This window comes from Mesonia algae (assembly GCF_003253545.1).
Classification (GTDB): Bacteria; Bacteroidota; Bacteroidia; order Flavobacteriales; family Flavobacteriaceae; genus Mesonia; species Mesonia algae.
This window is the reverse complement of sequence record NZ_QKYV01000002.1, coordinates 195,443-213,098: the sequence shown is the minus strand read 5'-3', so window position 1 is coordinate 213,098 and position 17,656 is coordinate 195,443. Positions and strand designations below refer to the sequence as shown.

Genomic DNA, 17,656 nt, shown 5'->3' with positions numbered 1-17,656 from the left:
ACTTCATTTACATACTTTTCACGTATTTTTTTGTGATACTAGGTTCTACGGCAATCTATGCTCAAGAAATTGATACCATTACAAAAGTAAATATTCCTGCACAAAGAGAAGTTGTTTTCCCTTTAAGTGATAGTCTTAACAGCAAACCTTTATCTGTAATTGATTCCGTGAAAACGGATACCATTAAACCGAAAAAAGAATCTTTCTTAACTGCAAACGTGGTTGCTACAGCAAAAGATTATATGCGTTACGACAGGAAAAATGGACAGGCTTATTTATATAATGAGGCTAAAATTGTATATGGTGATTTAATCATTGAAGCGGGACTTATTATTTTAGATAAGCAAAAAAATGAAATTTACGCCTTTGGGATAGAAGATTCTACGGGTACGTATACACAAAGCCCTATTTTTACTCAAGGAGAAAATATTGTAAAACCAGATAGTATTCGCTTTAATTTTACTACTGAAAAAGCTTTAATTCATAATTCTAGAACCGAGCAAGGCGGCTTTAATGTAAAAGGAGAAACCACCAAACGAGAAAATGACTCGGTCTATTACATGAAGAATGTAAAATTCACTACTTCTAAAGATATAGATAATCCCGAATATTATTTTTACGCCCGAAAAATTAAATTGGTTCCTGAAAAGAAAATCGTCACTGGGTTGGTAAATATGTATATCGCAGACGTCCCTACTCCGCTAGGTTTACCTTTTGGGTATTTTCCCTTAACGGATGAAAGAGCATCAGGTTTTATTATTCCTTCTTTTGGTGATAATCGAAATAGAGGTTATTTTTTACAAAATGGTGGGTACTACTTTAATATGAGTGATTATGTAGATCTTGCAGTTTTAGGTGATTACTATACTAATGGAAGTTATGGTGTTAGGATAGAATCTAATTATGCATTACGCTATCGTTTTAACGGAAATGTAAGTTTTAGGTATGAAAAACTCCTAAACAGTGAACGTGGTTTCCCCGATTTCTCGGAAAGTTCTATTTACAACTTACGTTGGAATCATTCTCAAGATCAAAAAGCAAGTCCGTCAAGCAGGTTTCAAGCCTCAGTGAATTTGGGTAGTAGTCGTTATTATCAAGAAACTATTAATCAAACCAACACAGGTAATTTCTTGAATAACAACTTAAGTTCTTCTGTTTCTTACTCCAAAACTTTTGATTGGGAACCTCAAGTAAATTTGAGTATTGCTGCTACCCATAATCAAAATACGAATACACAAGAAATTAATATGACTTTGCCTACAGTACAGGCAAGTATGTCACGTATTTTTCCTTTTGAACCTAAAAACGGAACTAAAAAAGGAATCATTCAGAACATTAATTTTCAATATAGTTTACGAGGAGAAAATAGAGTCAACACGACCGACTCCCTTTTCTTTAAACCACAAATGTTTAGAGATTTACAATCTGGTATTCAGCATACTGTCCCTGTAAGTACTAACTTTAAACTGTTTAATTACTTTAGTGTAAGTGCAGGTACTTCTTTACAAGAAAATTGGGTTTTTAAAACTATTGATCGTTCATACAATTCAAATCTACAAGAAGTGGTAACCGATACCGTTAATGGTTTCGACTCTTTTAGAACCTACAATTTCAATTCGAGTATAGGGACAACAGTTTATGGTTTGTTTAAATTTAAAGAAGAAGGAAAAATACAAGCTATTCGTCACGTAGTTAGACCATCATTGAGTTATAGCATTAATCCTGCATTTGATGAATTTTATGATACTTACTTAGTTCCAGAAACTTCTGGTTTGCCTGAAGAAATTGTAGAGTATTCTAGGTTTGAAGGAGGGATTTTTGGAGCTCCTGGTAATCGTTATTCTAGTAATATTGGTTTTTCTGTAACCAATGATTTTGAAGCTAAAATTAGATCTAAAGATACCACAGTCACCGAACCTATAAAGCGTAAATTACTTAGTAATTTATCATTATCATCTTCTTATGATTTGGCTGCCGATTCTTTAAATTTTCAACCTGTTACCGTACGTGGAGTTTTGCCAATTATAGAAAATAAATTAGATATCAATTTTAATGGCGCATTAGATCCTTATGCACTTAATAGTAATAATCAACGCATTGATACTTGGAATATAAATAACGGCGGAAGCTTATTTAGACTTACGAGAGCCAATGTAAGTTTTGGATATAACATTTCTAATAAAGATTTTGAACGCGGAGAAAAAGATACCGATAAAGTAGAAAACGAAACCTTTAGAAACGGTGGAAGACCTGATGATTTATTTGGGAAATCTACTGATTTAGATGGTCGGCTTTATGAAGAAGAGGAAGAAGAGGAAGTTGTTGAAAATGACACCGAACATTATCGCTATTCTATTCCTTGGAAAATTAGGTTTGCTTATACCGCAACCTATAATAATTTAAGACGAGAAGATGAAATTTCTTCACACTCGCTCATGTTTTCTGGAGATGTCGAACTTTCTCCTCGCTGGACGGTTGGTGCATCATCTGGTTACGATTTCAAAAACCCAGGATTTACCTTTACTCAACTTAGGTTTCAACGAGATTTAGAAAGCTGGCGACTATCTTTTAACTGGACTCCTTTTGGAGATCGTGAGTCTTGGTACTTTTTTATCGGGATTAAAGCCAGTATCTTAAGTGATATTAAATACGACAAAAACAGAGAACGAGATAGAAGTTTATAAAAACAATAAGATGAAAAAAATTATAAAAACTGTCCAAGCTCCTGCTCCCATTGGTCCTTACAATCAGGCTGTGTTATCAGGAAATACGTTATATACGAGTGGTCAAATTGCAATAGATCCACAAACTAATGAGTTGGTTATCGATGATCTCGAAAAAGAAACTAACCTCGTGATGCAAAATTTAAAAGCTGTTTTAGAAGCTGCAGATATGAATTTTGAGAATGTAATTAAAACCTCAATCTTTATTAGTGATATGAATAACTTTCAGCAAATTAATAAAGTTTACGCTACCTATTTTAACGAAGAAACAGCCCCTGCAAGGGAAACTGTAGAGGTTGCTAATCTTCCTAAATTTGTAAATGTAGAAATTAGTGCTATTGCAGTAAAATAAGATATCTCAAAGAAAATTATGAGGCATTTTAATTATCATACCTAATTCTAAGTACTATCTCCAAGCATTTAAATATCGATTATCGAGTAAAATAATTTAAGTACTTTTATTTCTCAAAACACAACCTATGGCATTATCTACTTTAGACTGGGTACTTATTATTTCATTTTTTATCATCAGTCTTCTTGTTGGCGTTCTCGTTTATCGAAAAAGTAGTAAAAATGTAGATAGTTTTTTTCTTAGCGGAAGAAATATGCCGTGGTGGTTATTAGGAGTTTCTATGGTGGCTACAACATTTGCCGCCGATACTCCAGGTCTTGTTGCAGGAATCGTACGTAAAGATGGAGTTTACGGAAATTGGATTTGGTGGTCTTTTTTGTTAACAGGAATGCTTACCGTTTTCTTTTATGCTAAACTTTGGCGTAGAAGTAACATTACTACCGATTTAGAATTTTATGAAATCCGCTACAGCGGAAAAAGCGCAGCCTTATTACGAGGTTTTAGAGCTCTTTATTTAGGAGTTTTTTTCAATATAGTTATTATGGCTACCGTGTGTCTAGCAGCGATAAAAATAGGACACGTATTATTTGGCTTTTCTGAAATTCAAACTCTTGTTATCGCATCTTTAGTAACTGTTTTTTATTCGCTCCTTGGCGGATTAAGAGGTGTTCTTATTACAGATTTCATACAGTTTATCATTGCCATGGTAGGAAGTATATGGGCCAGTTACTACATAATTAATTTGCCTCAAATTGGAGGATTAGAAAATTTATTGAGTCACGATTTAGTAGAAAGCAAAACTCCATTCTTTCCAGATTTTTCTCAACCAGAAATCATCATTCCTTTATTGATAATTCCACTTTCAGTACAATGGTGGAGTGTCTGGTATCCTGGCGCAGAGCCTGGAGGTGGTGGATACATTGCCCAGCGTATGCTTGCGGCAAAAGATGAAAAAAATGCAGTGCTTGCCACCTTATTTTTCAATATTGCTCACTATGCTTTACGTCCTTGGCCTTGGATTATTATTGGATTAGCTTCTCTTATTATTTATCCCGACTTACAAAGTTTACAAACGGCTTTTCCTAATTTAGATGCGTCATTTGTAAAAGATGATTTATCCTATTCTGCTATGTTAGTTTTTCTACCTTCAGGGTTATTAGGAATTGTGATTACCTCATTAATTGCAGCTTTTATGAGCACCATTTCAACACACCTCAATTGGGGAAGTAGTTATGTAGTGAATGACTTTTATGCTCGTTTTGTTCATAAACAGGCTTCAGAGAAATCTAAAGTAAGAGTTGGTAGACTTTCTACCATTATTATGATGGTTTTAGCAGGTCTACTTTCTTTAATTTTAGAAGAAGCTAGGGATGCTTTTAATCTTTTATTGCAAATTGGTGCAGGTACGGGGTTATTATTTATTCTCCGTTGGTTTTGGTATAAAATCAATCCGTATAGTGAAATTGCTGCAATGGTAGCTTCTTTTTTAGTAGCCGTAATTTTCTTTGTTAATAGTAAGCTTGAAACTCCTTGGTTTGAACTTGCTTCTCATTGGCAATTAGTCATTGGGGTAATCATTACTACTATTTCTTGGGTAAGTGTAACGCTTTTAACGCAGCCAAGTGATCAGAAAACTTTAGAGAAATTTGAAAAATTAGTATTTAGTGACGGAAAATTTAAACATATAAACTATAAAGTTGGGGCTTTTCTTTTAGGTACTTTAGGAATATATACCTGTCTTTTTGGTACTGGTTTTTTAATCTATGGAGATTATGTGGAGGCTATAATTTCATTTAGCATTACTGCCATAAGCTTTTTATACTTAATTAAAAACTGGAGTAAAATTGTTTAATTAACTCCTGGAAATTGAATATAATCTGGCGCTAAAGATTTAGGGTTTTCTTCTACTTCTTCTGGCACTTGTTCTACTTTTTCAATTTCTTTGTTTAATATTTTATTGATTAGCTCTCTAAACGTGTCAAAATCTACTGAGTAAGATAGTCCTACACCTTGAGTATAGCCTAATTGTTCTCCTATATACTGAATGTTGTTTTCTCTATTAAATAATTTTGCTCTAAGACTACCATCTTCATTTAATAAAAGGTCTATTTCTACATTTCCTACAACTACAGATTCGGTTACTCCACCTACTGGAACCCCTACTCTTCCGTTAAGCAAAATACGTTTGCTTATTTGAGTGCTCAAGGTTACCCCAAAACGGTCAGCCACATCTTGATCTGGAGTTCTATCTCCCTGAACATAGTTTACCCCTACCTTAAATTTACCATCTTCATCACTAAAAATATCATCAAATAATCCTGAAGCTCTTTCTAGTAATAAATTTCCTGGAGCGTTTTGCCCACGAGAAGTCTGACTGTAAAAACTACCTTGTGTAATTAATGAAAGAGCTTGCAATTCGGTATTTTGTCTATCACTAATTCTATATTCTAATTCTGATTTTACCACAGAACTTAAGTTAGGATACTCTATATCGAAAGTCAAATCGGTTGAAGTTAATTCTCCGTTAAGGTTAATATAAACTTCAATTGGTATATTTCTATTAATGGTAGGGTTTTCTAGTAAAATCGCAGGGTTTGCAGAAGTTTCATACAAAGCTCTTACATTAAGATTAGCTCGTGTAGGGCTACCATCCCAAGTTATGTTTCCTCCTGATACCACTTGAAACTCTTTTTGCACTAAACCTCCATATTTAAAATTGTAGACTCCTTCATAAGCTACAAAATCTCCCCACATATTAAATTTACCATTGGTGTTTATTTCTATTAATAAAGTTCCAGCTCCACGACCTCTTAGCGTACTTCCACTATTTTGATCGACTACAATCTCCACTTCGGCATCGTTGGTAACATCTAGATCAAAAACTAACTCTAGCCCCTTTACAGGTTTAGTTTCTACTTCCTTACCTTGTTCTCTTGCTATTTTTTCTTCTCGCGTTAAGAAGTATATAAAGGAGTTATCTCCAATGGTTTCGGTATCACTTAACGGAATTTTAAATACCGTACCACTCTCTGTAGTTGCAGTAACATCTATTTTTAATTCTTCTGTAGGACCTTTAATAGAAGCATTCCCACTAATGAAAGCTGTACCGTAATACAAAGCGTCTTCAGTAGCTTCTGTATCTAAAACTACTAGTCTTTCTGGCGCATCAATATCCAAATCGAGTTCCCATTTAGAGAAATTTTGGTGGGAAATTGTTCCGTTAAGGACTCCTTTAGTTTTAAATTTTGTATCGGTAATATCAATTTTATTAAATAGAAATTGTTGCTTAGATAAATCTACGATTGCCTGATCTTCAAAATCTAAATCGACATTTAAATAAGGAAATTTTACTCCGGCTTGATCTAAAGTTAATCTTCCTGAAATATCTGGATTACTATAATCGCCAGTTATGCTTGCCCGCCCAGATGCTTCTCCCCTTATATTAGATATGACATCTGCTCCCAACGCACTAAAAGCTTCTAATTTAAATTTATTAAGATCTACCGTTAAATCTATATTAGAGTTCTCTGAGCTTACATTTATACCCCCTTTTGCTTTAAGAAATTCATATTCTTCATCTTTTAAAATAGCATCTATTTGATAAGAAGTAAGTGACTTATTTCCTTCAATAGAAAGGTCTAAATTCCCGTAATCAATCTCGTTGATCGATACGTTTTTAATTTCCAATGAACTACTGGGATAGTAAACTCCTTCTTTTTGAAGAAAATTAAGCTCTCCGTTTACAATTCCGCCAAGGTCTAAACTATCAATATACGGAGTGATTTTCTTTAAATCTACATCGTTAAAATCTGCATGAAAATTTTTATAAGTAGAGTCTGTTAATTTACCGCTTAGCTTAATTAACTCATCTTCATGAGAAATTAGCAGCGTATCTAAATTAAAGGTAGTCAGTTCATTATTAAAAATTAACTTTTGACTTTTTAAATTTTCTTTATTTATATACCATTTAGCTTCTTTAAACTTAAAGTTTGATTTTCTAAAACCTACAACAGATTGATTGTCTTCATTAATCGTATGGTATAAACTTAGGTTAAAATCATCATTGTTTTTATCTCCGCCTTGAAACTCTGTTCTTATAAATAATGTATCTCGTAATGTTACATTAATCAGATTAAATTTTGATGCATTATAAAACGATGTTGAAATGCTATCTACTTCTAAATAGGCATTAAAAAGCGGATTAGAATTATCGATTTGTAAATTAATATCTTGTAATTTATTGGCGAAAACTTCCATTTGCGGAGCGTTAAATGTAAGTTTAAAATCATCTTCTTCAGATTCTACGCTGCCGCGGATAAATGTATTGGGCGAGAGTTTAATGTCAGGCAATACAACTTCTACGATCTTATTATAAATATCAAAATTAAAATCTAAATATTGATTGGATTCTATTTCTATAGGTTGATAATTGGCATATAAACTTCCTATAGAATTTTGAAATAAAGCTGGAACCTCCCTTAGGTTAAACTTACCTTTCACTTCTCCACTAATGATGTCGGGAGAACTTACAGTAATTTCTCTTACTTCGTTTTCAAAACTTGAAGTAATAGTAAATTGCTCAAAATTGTAAGTTGCTTTTTGATTTTGATAAGAAGCTCCAGTTAACACAATTTCTCCCTTAGCATTATCGAGAGTCGTACCTCTCATATTCATAAGAACATCTCCCTTGAATATAGAAAGTGAGTCTCGCTCTACAAAATTGAGGTTATACAAATTAGCATATTCTACGTGAGCATTAAAATCGAATATATTTTCCTTTTCAGAAACATCTACCAAGCCATCAAACTCAAATTTTAAATTGGGATCCTTGCTAATTAGCTTTCCATTAAAATAAGGGTTTCTTAGAATACCCAACACTTTTAAATTTCGATAAGTATATCCGTTAAAGCGAAGTTTTTCAATGGTTCCGTTTAATTTTGTGTTTAAAGTATTTTGTGTAAAACCTGTTCCATCTACTCTTAAATTAAAAGTAGTTTTTCCTAATTGATTATTCCCTACCAATCGGCCTAAATTGAAGTCTTTAAAAACAATGTTTCCCTTATAAGTAGCAAAATTGGTATCATTTAAAGCACCTAATTGAAGGTCTAGATTTGCATTACCCAATTGGCTGGTTACTGTAGATTTGGTAGAAACCGTGGTAGGTGTCGCTTCTAAATATCCGTTAAGGTTAATATTACCAATTTCGATAAGTTCTTTAGGTAAATTTCTTCCTAATACATTGGGTAATAGATTTACGAGGTCATAATAATTTGTAGATAATTGATTAAAATTACCACTCACTTTAAAATCACTGGAATTTTCTGCCAGCATATTTTTTAAATTAAGATTACCGTTAATTACGCTTCTATCCATTCCGCGCATTTTCCAGTTTTCTAAATTTAAATCGTTAAAAGTGCCAGAAAGATTTCCTTCAAATTCAAAATTTTCGTTTTCTCCAAACTCTTCATAAAAGACCTTTAAATCTTTTGTATTAATAGAAGAAGGTTTAAACTGTGCTTCTAGATTCACTTTATTTTCAAAATCACTAAAGGCTTCAGGGCTTTCGTAGTTAAATTTTATACTTCCAGAGAGTGATGACTCTTCAGTTTTTAGCTGAAGATCTTTTAAACTCATAAATTGTGAAGTATAAGAGAATTTAGTTTTTAAATTTTCTATAGGAATTCCTCTACCTTCTAATCCGTTTAAACTGTTTACGTCTACAAAAACATCGCTATTATCCACTAAAAGATTAGAGGCATTGATATTTAGATTACTTATTGAAACTAGATTGGGGTATTTATTATTTTCGTCTACGTAGGTAAAATTTCCGTTAAGGATATTTATATCGTCAATAGTTAAAGAAAAGTCTTGCGTTTTGGGTTGACCCGAATCAAACTTTTCACCGAAAATAGTAAGGTTATCACTTTCTTCGCCTTTATAACGTTTTAAATTTAGTTGTAGCTCATTGATCTCTGCGTTTCCAAAATCTAAATCATAACCTGTTATTAGTCCTGAAATATTTAATAGCGAGGTGCTTATTTCTTTTGCAGTTATCAAGGTGTCTTGGTGGTGATCTTCAATAAAAACCTCTTCCAAAACCACTCTCCCGTCGTAGGAAACACTTAAACTTTCTACATCAATTTTAGCATCATATTTCTCATAAAGAAAATCGGTTAGTTTATTGGCTACTGAAGTTTGTACACTAGGAATTGAAAACACCAATACCAATAGTAAAAACAATAGTAAAATAGCTACTATAACCCTTCCTAATATTTTGAGAAATTTTTTAATGGAGTTTCTTATTGAATTGGTTGATATAAAAAAGAATAATCCTAATTTTGTTTGTTTTAATTAAGCTGTTAACTTCGTAAGTATACGATTACAAAAATAAGCAGCTTTAGCAACAATATTAACAATTTTTGTGCCTAATATTTCATAATGAACACACAAAATATCTATATTCTTGGCATTGAGTCTTCTTGTGATGATACCGCATCTGCTGTATTGCACAACGGGAAAATTCTTAGCAACATTGTAGCGACTCAAGAAGTGCATAAAAAATATGGTGGTGTAGTACCAGAATTAGCTTCTAGAGCACATCAACAAAACATTGTTCCTGTAATAGATCAGGCTTTAAAAGAGGCTGGAGTTACCAAAGAACAACTATCTGCCATAGCGTTTACTCGAGGTCCTGGATTAATGGGTTCCTTATTGGTAGGCACTTCTTTTGCTAAATCTTTAGCGATGGCTTTACAGATTCCTCTTATTGAAGTAAATCATATGCAAGCCCATATTCTAGCTCATTTTATTGATGATGCGAGTGAACGTAAACCTAATTTTCCTTTTTTAGGAGTAACTATTAGTGGCGGTCATACCCAAATTGTTCAGGTAGATGATTATTTTAAAATGAAAGTTATTGGTGAAACTTTAGATGATGCCGTTGGAGAAGCTTATGATAAATGTGGGAAAATGTTAGGACTTCCTTATCCAGGCGGACCTTTGATCGATAAATATGCTCAAGAAGGAAATGAGAAAGCGTTCCCATTTACAAAACCAAAAGTAGACGGACTTAATTTTAGCTTTAGCGGATTAAAAACTGCGGTCTTGTACTTTTTACAGCGCGAGGAGAAAAATAATCCTCATTTTATTGAAGAAAATCTTAAAGATATTTGTGCTTCTTTTCAATATACCGTAGTTCAAATATTATTAGATAAGCTTAAAAAAGCTGTCAAAGAAACCGGAATTAAAGAAATTGCCATTGGTGGGGGTGTTTCTGCTAACAAAGGAATAAGAACCATGTTAAAAGAACAAGAGCAAAAAAGAAATTGGATTACACACATCCCAAAATTTGAATATACTACAGATAATGCGGCTATGATAGCTATTGTAGGACACTATAAGTTCTTACAAAAAGATTTTACCGATTCTTCCATAAGTGCAAAAGCAAGATACAGTATTTAGTATGCAACTATTTTATCAAGAACATATTAACCCCGAAGATACATCTATCGTTTTCACCAAAGATGAGAGTAGACATATAGCCAAAGTTTTACGAAAAAAGGAAGGTGATGTATTACACGTTACAAACGGTAAAGGTTATCTTTTTATTGCTGAAATTGTTCAGGCAAATCCCAGCCAGTGTTTAGCAAAAATTACCGATCAACAAACAGATACCCCGAAGCCTTACCGTTTACATTTGGTAGTTGCTCCTACCAAAATGAATGATAGATTTGAGTGGTTCTTAGAAAAAGCTACTGAAATTGGTATCGATGAAATCACTCCGCTTTTATGTGATCACAGTGAGAGAAAAAAAATAAAGCTCGAACGCTATGAGCGAGTTTTACAAAGTGCGATGAAGCAATCACTTCATTATAGATTACCCAAATTAAACCAGCTGATTCCTTTTTCAGAGTTTTTGAAGAAGAATGAAGATGAAAACTGTTTTATAGCTCATTGCGAAGAAACCGATAAGCAATTGCTTTCTAAATCAATTCCGCTTCAGCAAAGTTATACTTTATTGATAGGTCCTGAAGGTGATTTTTCTACTGCTGAAATTGAATCGGCAAAAGAACATCATTTTAAACCTGTAAGTTTAGGAAATACACGATTAAGAACCGAAACTGCTGCTATTGTAGGAACGCATACTTTTGCCTTAATGCACGAGTAAAAAATAATTTCTATCTTTAAATTTTAAAGCACCTTATGCGTTATCTATCTATCATATTTTTTTTACTTATCGGAAGTATTCAAGCGCAAGAGGTCGCGGTATTAAAATATAATGGTGGTGGTGATTGGTATGGAAATCCCACAGCATTACCTAATCTAGTAAAGTTTTGCAATAGTAATATTGAGACCAAAATAAACACCAAAATTGTTGAAGTAACTCCTTCTTCTCCTGAAATTTTCAACTATCCTTTTGTTCATATGACTGGGCACGGGAATGTTCATTTTAATAATGAAGAAGCTCAAAACCTAAGAAATTATCTGCTTAGTGGAGGTTTCTTACATATTGATGATAATTATGGGATGAATCAATACCTGAGAAAAGAATTAATCAAAATTTTTCCCGATAAGGAATTACAAGAAATTCCTTCTAATCATCCTATATTTTCTATCGCTTACAGCTTTCCTGATGGTTTGCCTAAAATTCATGAACACGACGGAGAACGCCCCCAAGCTTTAGGACTTTTTGAAAATAACCGACTTATGCTATTATTCACCGTTGAAAGTGATTTAGGAGATGGTTGGGAAAACCCTGAAATTCATAATGATCCCGAAAGCGTTCGTTTAAAAGCTTTAAAAATGGGAGCTAACATTGTTCAATACGCTTTTGAATATTAATATGTCTAGACAACTTAATCACGACGAAGTGGAGTTTAATAAAGAAAAATTTCCCATTATTCTTATTGCAGATCGTATATCGAGTCCTGCTAATCTTGGAAGTTTATTAAGGTTAGCAGATGCTTTTCATATAGAAAAGATCATGGTGTTAGATTCTATAGTAGACCTTAATAGCAATCGTTTAAAAAGAACTGCTAGATCTACAGAAAAAAGCGTAGCCATAGATTTTTATGAAAATATAGAAAAGCTTTTAGAAGTGATAGATGTGGAGCATTCTCAATTTATAAGTTTAGAAATTACTGAAGACAGTATTCCTATAGAAAATTTGAAAATTGAAAGTTTTAAAAAGCTTATTTTAATTGTAGGAGAAGAACGTACGGGCGTTCAAAAAGAATTACTAGAAAAAAGTGCTGCTGTAACACATATAACTATGTATGGTAATAATAGTAGTATGAATGTAGCACAAGCTACAGGAATAAGCCTATATGAGATTACTAAAAAAATTGTAGCCAATCGTTAATAAATAATATCTTTAACTTATGAAAGCAAAAACAATTACGCTTGGTATTTTAAGAGCATTAGGAATAATCGTAGCTATACTTTTATTCTGCTTGTTCGTATACAAAATACAATCAGTTATTGTTTATATTGCTATTGCGGCGGTAATCTCTTTAATAGGAAGACCAATCGTTTGGTTTTTAAAAAAACGACTTAAAATCCCTATTAAACTTGCTGTAATTATTGTTTTACTGATGGTCACGGCTATTTTTATAGGAATCATAGCACTTTTTGTTCCGATTATAGTTCAGCAAAGTGAAAATCTAGGTCAGATTGACTTTGACGCTTTTAAAACAGATCTAAATGAGCTCAATATTCAGGTAAGAGAATACTTGGGAGTTGAACAAATTGATATTATTCAGGGTTTAAGACAAACCAGTTTTGTCCGTAATTTTGATTTAGAGGTGATACCGAATTTTATGAATCTTATTTTTGGCGGATTAGGAACTGCGTTAATTGGTGTTTTTTCTATTGTCTTTATCTCTTTTTTTCTTTTAAAGGATAGTAAATTAATGCTAAACAGCATTTTGGTTTTTTCTAATCGTGGTGACGAAGACCGATTTAAAAGAGTTTTTGAAAAAATAAAAGCTTTATTATCTAGATACTTTGTAGGACTTACCTTACAAATATTTGTGCTTTTCGTCCTCTACTCTGCTTTGCTCATGATTTATGAAGTAGATAACCCTATTGCTATTGCATTTATTTGCGCTTTTTTAAATATAGTTCCATACTTAGGTCCTTTAGTTGCAGGAGTTCTTATGATGTTGTTTGTGATTTCTAGTAATTTAGGAGCCGATTTTTCTACTATAATTCTTCCTAAATTAATGTATGTTATGGCTGGTTATGGCGTAGCTCAACTTATAGATAACTTTATTAATCAACCCTTAATATTTGGGAAGAGTGTAAAATCTCATCCGTTAGAAATATTCTTAGTCATTCTTATTGCGGGACTTTTATTTAACGTAATTGGTATGATTGTCGCCATTCCTGTCTACACTGCTTTAAAAGTAATTGCTAAAGAAGCTTTTAGCGAATATAAGATTGTAAAGAATCTTACTAAAGATATGTAAGGTTATGAATTTTACTTTATTAGATTTAAATGTGCAGGATTATATCCGTGAAAACGAAAATACCAATATTGCACAACTTATTTTAAAAGGAAGTCCGTTTACCGGAATTACTTCTGCAGAAATTGCCCAACAAATTGAAGCTCGTAAAAAAGCTAAAAGTAAAATTCCCACTTGGTATGAAACTCAGAAAATTTATTTTCCTCCAAGTTTAAATTTAGAACAGACCTCTTCAGAGATTACGGCAAAATACAAAGCTTCGCTTGTTAATGGTGATCAACTAATAGATTTAACTGGCGGGTTTGGAATTGATTGTTTTTACTTTGCTAAAGAAGTTACTAACGTTACTCACGTTGAGCTCAATAAAGAATTATCACAAATCGCTGAGCATAATTTTAAACAACTTTCGAGTAAGGAGAATATAGATTTTGAAACAGGGAATAGTCTAGAATACCTTAAAAACTCCTCTACTCATTACGATTGGATTTTTGTAGACCCTGCAAGAAGAGACGATCGTGGCGGGAAAGTTTTTCGTTTGCAAGATTGTGAACCCGATGTACTTTCACACCTTAACCTTCTTTTAGATAAATCACATTTTACACTCATCAAAACCGCTCCATTACTCGATATTCAATTGGGGTTAAAAGAACTTTCTTTTATAAAAGAAATTCATATCGTTGCTGTAAATAATGAGGTAAAAGAGCTTCTATGGCTTATTGATAAAGCATACGACGGAAAAACTAAGGTGATCTCTAAAAATTTCACAAAAGCAGAAGAACAAGATTTTACAGCTTTTTTAGAAGAAGAAACTTTAGCTAAAGCGGAATATGCCAATCCTGTTAATTATATCTACGAACCTAATTCTGCTATTTTAAAAGCAGGTTTTTTTAAGCTTATAGCAGAAAAACTCAATCTAAAAAAAATAGCACAACACAGTCATCTTTATACTTCAGAGAATCTTATTACATTTCCTGGAAGACGTTTTAAAGTTATAGAAACCTCTATCTTTTCCAAGCAAGACATGAAAACTTGGAAACAACAAAAAGCAAATATTACCACTCGAAACTTCCCGATTTCAGTAGAAAATATTAGAAAAAAATTCAAAATTAAAGATGGCGGAAATGATTATCTTTTTTTTACCACGCAACAAAGCGGAGAAAAAATAGTAATTCATACTCAGAAAGTTTAATGCTTTCTAAGATCTAAAAACCGGACAGGTTTTCTACTGCCCTCTGGGAAAATTCTTGATTTTAATTCCGTTAAGGCTAAACGTTTTATAAGGGGAGTTACCCGTAAAGTTCCTTTTAAAATTTCTTTAATAGATTGTTCTAAATTCTCGCTTACTTCCAACGGAATGACAACCGTAAGTTCATCTGTTTCCATCTCATTAAGAGCGACTTGTATTTGATATTCGGGCAAATTTTCTAAAGTTGCTAAAACATTGATAATTTGCTGCGGATAAACACTTGTACCCTTATATTTAATGAGTTGTTGTTTTCTGCCTAAGACTGAAGATATAAGCTGTCTGGCTTGTTCACAACTACAAGTTTGTCCTAATTTCTTTACCAAATCTCCTGTGGCATATCTTAGTAAAGGCATTGTTTTTACGCCCAATGTAGTAACCACCAACTCTCCTACTTCTCCAATTTCAACTTCTTTTCCCTCTTCATTTAAGATTTCAGTATAGATAAGATCTTCGGGAATGTGCAAACCTTGATGTTGAGGACACTCGGTAAAAGCGGTACACATTTCTGTACTTGCATACGTAGAAAATAACTCTACATCCCAAAGCGAATTTATTTTTTTTCCTAAGCTGTTCAATTCATGATTTTCATCTCTTAAGGCTTCTCCAATACATATCACACCTTTAATAGAGGAGTTTTTAAAGTCTATCTGATTCTCTTGTGCGTATAGAACTAATTTAACAAGAAAGGAAGGCACAGCTACTAAATACGTAGGCTTAAAGCGTTGTATTGAATCCCATTGTAAAGCTGGAGCACCAGCTCCTACTCTAATTAATCCGGCTCCAATTTTACGTAAACCTAAAAAATAAGCTAATCCTGCAATAAAACGTTTATCTAAGGTAGTGGTAAGTTGTACTATATCATTTTTAGTAACGCCAGCCAGGTTAAATGACTTTTGTTCATTTAATGCTAATCGCTGTAAATCTTCTTCATTTAGAGCAAAAGTTACTGGGTTACCTAAGGTTCCCGATGTGGTGACATACTCAATAATCTCGTGCTTTTCTACAGCAATAAAATCATCATTATACTGTGCTAAATCTTTTTTTTGAGTTAGCGGAAATTTCAAAAAATCCTTATATTCAAAAGAAGTAATATCTATATTTTTACGTTTAAACAATCGCTTATAATAAGGCGATTTATTTATCGTATATTCAATCTGTTGAGTGAGTAAATCCCAATTATTATTTTTTATTTTTTGCGATGTGATCATTAAAGTTTACGCTTACTTTTTTTAATTAATTTTTTAAGTTCTTTTTGATTAGAAGTCGTAGGTATTTCTAAACTTAATGCCTTTTCAAAATACGGCAAAGCTAAGGCATATTTTTTCTGAATATAAAAATAGTTCCCTACTAAATAATGTGCTTTCCAGTAATTAGGGTTTAACGTAATAAAATGCATTAATTCGATTTCAGATTTTATAAAATTTTCTTCTGAAATAGAAACTTCCAACTGACGCTCTTCTACCCGATATTTTTCATAATTCTGATAATCTTCAGTCTCTAAAAAAGGATCTGATGCTACTTTCAAACTATCAATTCCTTTTAAAGAAAAATCGCCTTGCTCAAATTCCGCGAAAGCGTTATCTAGATCATAAGCCACGAAAGCACCCATTTGATATGGATGAGAAGATACCCAAACCAAGCTTTTTTGAGGCTGAAAAACAATACCATGATGAGCCAAAAGTTGATTGATAGCTAATTCGTTTCCGTTTCCGAGAAGGGTTTCGTCTACTCCTTTTCTATTTCTTAAAATTTTTATCGCTTTACGCGGATTAATTTTTTCTTCTTGCTGAACTAATTGTGTCATCCGCTCATATCTAGGTTGTGTATGGCTATTCTCTATCGCTTGTTGGTTTCGCTTATCGTTGGCATAAACTTCACTTTGAAAATGATTAGAACACACTAAACGAGAAGAATTTTCAACTTCATATACTCCAAAATTCTTAGGAGAAACTTCTATTAAAATAGCTTTCTGTTCTTTAGCGCTCCCAACCATAATAGATTCAGATACAAAAACCTCTCTACTTTTAGCGATATCAATGGCTTCTTGTGTGGTCGTTGCATATTGTAAGATTTCTCGCGTAAGCAAAGCAATTGGTGTCTTCGCCAACAACGGAATTTTAGATTTTCCTGCATTAATGGTAACGGTAATTCCGCTTGCATTCATTCCGCTTACAGCGCCCACAAATCCTGGCCACGTGTAGATCATAAATTTTTCTCCCTCACTTGGGTTCACAAAGGCTATAATTTTTTCTTCGGCAAACTCATCACCAGCATAAAAATCGAAATTTCTTCCAATAAGTAATTCTCCATCGAGTGTGTTTTCTCCCCAAGTAGCAAAGGAGGTACAACCTACTAACATTAAATCTTTTAACGCATGACCAATATCGTGTGCGCCGTGTAAGTATAAGGATAAAATATAAGGATCTGCAAAAGACTCGTATTTAGAAGAACTGAATCTTGAAAGTCCGTAAATTTCTTCTTTATATTCTTCTTTTACGTGTTTGTATAGCTTGCGGTTATAAAAACCGACTACTTTGCTTAGAAATTTTAAATAAGAAGGAGAATCGACTAAATCTTCCACTTTAGTCATAAACACTTCTTCTTGTTTTTGCAACAACTCTTTGGTTAAACTCCCAATAGCAACACCACGTTCTAAAGCGTCTCCTTCTACATACAACTCCCAAAGTCCTTCTTTATTTTTTCGTAAAGAATTGTTGCCTAAAGTGTAATGATCTTGCCCTTTTTGAATACGGAGTGTATCTATGTGAGAAATACCTGTATTCTGTGGTCTATCATTTAAAGACCTGTTAATTCCGCATGAAGCGAAAAAACTTAGAATAATAATAAGAAAAGACCACCTTCCCATTTC

At 33.0% G+C, this 17,656-nt stretch carries 12 protein-coding genes; 9 read left to right on the top strand and 3 right to left on the bottom strand.

Annotation, left to right across the window (positions count from 1 at the left end; translation table 11 throughout):
* Positions 1–32 precede the first annotated feature (32 nt).
* The 3 genes from LX95_RS04170 to LX95_RS04160 all read left to right on the top strand — a co-directional run bounded on the left by LX95_RS04170 (position 33) and on the right by LX95_RS04160 (position 4,927).
* The gene (locus LX95_RS04170) at positions 33–2,684 is read left to right on the top strand and encodes a putative LPS assembly protein LptD (RefSeq protein WP_317047010.1); all 2,652 of its coding nucleotides are present in this window, start codon (positions 33–35) and stop codon (positions 2,682–2,684) included.
* A 10-nt stretch (positions 2,685–2,694) separates the two neighbouring features.
* A complete protein-coding gene (locus LX95_RS04165) occupies positions 2,695–3,075 on the top strand; it encodes a Rid family detoxifying hydrolase (RefSeq protein ID WP_111540180.1) in 381 nt (126 codons plus the stop codon).
* Positions 3,076–3,202: 127 nt separating this feature from the next.
* Entirely contained in the window at positions 3,203–4,927 is a 1,725-nt protein-coding gene (locus LX95_RS04160) for a sodium:solute symporter family protein (RefSeq protein ID WP_111540179.1), read from the top strand.
* Here LX95_RS04160 and LX95_RS04155 read toward each other — a convergent pair.
* Positions 4,924–9,315: a translocation/assembly module TamB domain-containing protein gene (locus LX95_RS04155; protein WP_245924721.1), complete on the bottom strand. Its 4,392-nt coding sequence runs from the start codon at positions 9,313–9,315 to the stop codon at positions 4,924–4,926. The genes LX95_RS04160 and LX95_RS04155 overlap by 4 nt on opposite strands.
* Before the next feature lie 198 nt (positions 9,316–9,513).
* Here LX95_RS04155 and tsaD point away from each other — a divergent pair, with 198 nt between their 5' ends.
* Genes tsaD through LX95_RS04125 form a run of 6 tightly spaced genes read left to right on the top strand, consistent with a single transcriptional unit; the run spans position 9,514 to position 14,730 of the window.
* Positions 9,514–10,536: a tRNA (adenosine(37)-N6)-threonylcarbamoyltransferase complex transferase subunit TsaD gene (tsaD, locus tag LX95_RS04150; RefSeq protein WP_111540177.1), complete on the top strand. Its 1,023-nt coding sequence runs from the start codon at positions 9,514–9,516 to the stop codon at positions 10,534–10,536.
* 1 nt (position 10,537) lies between these two features.
* Complete coding sequence (locus tag LX95_RS04145) at positions 10,538–11,242, top strand: 16S rRNA (uracil(1498)-N(3))-methyltransferase (RefSeq protein ID WP_111540176.1); 705 nt, start codon at positions 10,538–10,540, stop codon at positions 11,240–11,242.
* 35 nt (positions 11,243–11,277) lie between these two features.
* On the top strand, positions 11,278–11,916 hold the full coding sequence (locus LX95_RS04140; RefSeq protein WP_111540175.1) for a DUF4159 domain-containing protein: 639 nt from the start codon (positions 11,278–11,280) through the stop codon (positions 11,914–11,916).
* A gap of 1 nt (position 11,917) precedes the next feature.
* Entirely contained in the window at positions 11,918–12,436 is a 519-nt protein-coding gene (locus LX95_RS04135) for a TrmH family RNA methyltransferase (protein WP_111540391.1), read from the top strand.
* A gap of 19 nt (positions 12,437–12,455) precedes the next feature.
* On the top strand, positions 12,456–13,544 hold the full coding sequence (locus tag LX95_RS04130) for an AI-2E family transporter (RefSeq protein WP_111540174.1): 1,089 nt from the start codon (positions 12,456–12,458) through the stop codon (positions 13,542–13,544).
* 4 nt (positions 13,545–13,548) lie between these two features.
* Positions 13,549–14,730 (top strand): class I SAM-dependent methyltransferase, encoded by a 1,182-nt coding sequence (locus tag LX95_RS04125; protein ID WP_111540173.1) that lies wholly within the window; start codon positions 13,549–13,551, stop codon positions 14,728–14,730.
* Here LX95_RS04125 and LX95_RS04120 read toward each other — a convergent pair.
* Both LX95_RS04120 and LX95_RS04115 read right to left on the bottom strand, forming a co-directional pair.
* On the bottom strand, positions 14,727–15,995 hold the full coding sequence (locus LX95_RS04120; RefSeq protein WP_111540172.1) for a phenylacetate--CoA ligase family protein: 1,269 nt from the start codon (positions 15,993–15,995) through the stop codon (positions 14,727–14,729). The genes LX95_RS04125 and LX95_RS04120 overlap by 4 nt on opposite strands.
* On the bottom strand, positions 15,995–17,653 hold the full coding sequence (locus tag LX95_RS04115; RefSeq protein WP_111540390.1) for a C45 family autoproteolytic acyltransferase/hydolase: 1,659 nt from the start codon (positions 17,651–17,653) through the stop codon (positions 15,995–15,997). The genes LX95_RS04120 and LX95_RS04115 overlap by 1 nt, the downstream gene beginning before the upstream one ends.
* Positions 17,654–17,656: the final 3 nt, after the last annotated feature.

Bases quoted from the DNA above. Each gene is read 5' to 3' on its own strand.
- LX95_RS04165 (WP_111540180.1), top strand. From the start codon at position 2,695: ATGAAAAAAATTATAAAAACTGTCCAAGCTCCTGCTCCCATTGGTCCT.
- LX95_RS04160 (WP_111540179.1), top strand. From the start codon at position 3,203: ATGGCATTATCTACTTTAGACTGGGTACTTATTATTTCATTTTTTATC.
- tsaD (WP_111540177.1), top strand. From the start codon at position 9,514: ATGAACACACAAAATATCTATATTCTTGGCATTGAGTCTTCTTGTGAT.
- LX95_RS04145 (WP_111540176.1), top strand. From the start codon at position 10,538: ATGCAACTATTTTATCAAGAACATATTAACCCCGAAGATACATCTATC.
- LX95_RS04140 (WP_111540175.1), top strand. From the start codon at position 11,278: ATGCGTTATCTATCTATCATATTTTTTTTACTTATCGGAAGTATTCAA.
- LX95_RS04135 (WP_111540391.1), top strand. From the start codon at position 11,918: ATGTCTAGACAACTTAATCACGACGAAGTGGAGTTTAATAAAGAAAAA.
- LX95_RS04130 (WP_111540174.1), top strand. From the start codon at position 12,456: ATGAAAGCAAAAACAATTACGCTTGGTATTTTAAGAGCATTAGGAATA.
- LX95_RS04125 (WP_111540173.1), top strand. From the start codon at position 13,549: ATGAATTTTACTTTATTAGATTTAAATGTGCAGGATTATATCCGTGAA.
- LX95_RS04120 (WP_111540172.1), bottom strand. From the start codon at position 15,995: ATGATCACATCGCAAAAAATAAAAAATAATAATTGGGATTTACTCACT.
- LX95_RS04115 (WP_111540390.1), bottom strand. From the start codon at position 17,653: ATGGGAAGGTGGTCTTTTCTTATTATTATTCTAAGTTTTTTCGCTTCA.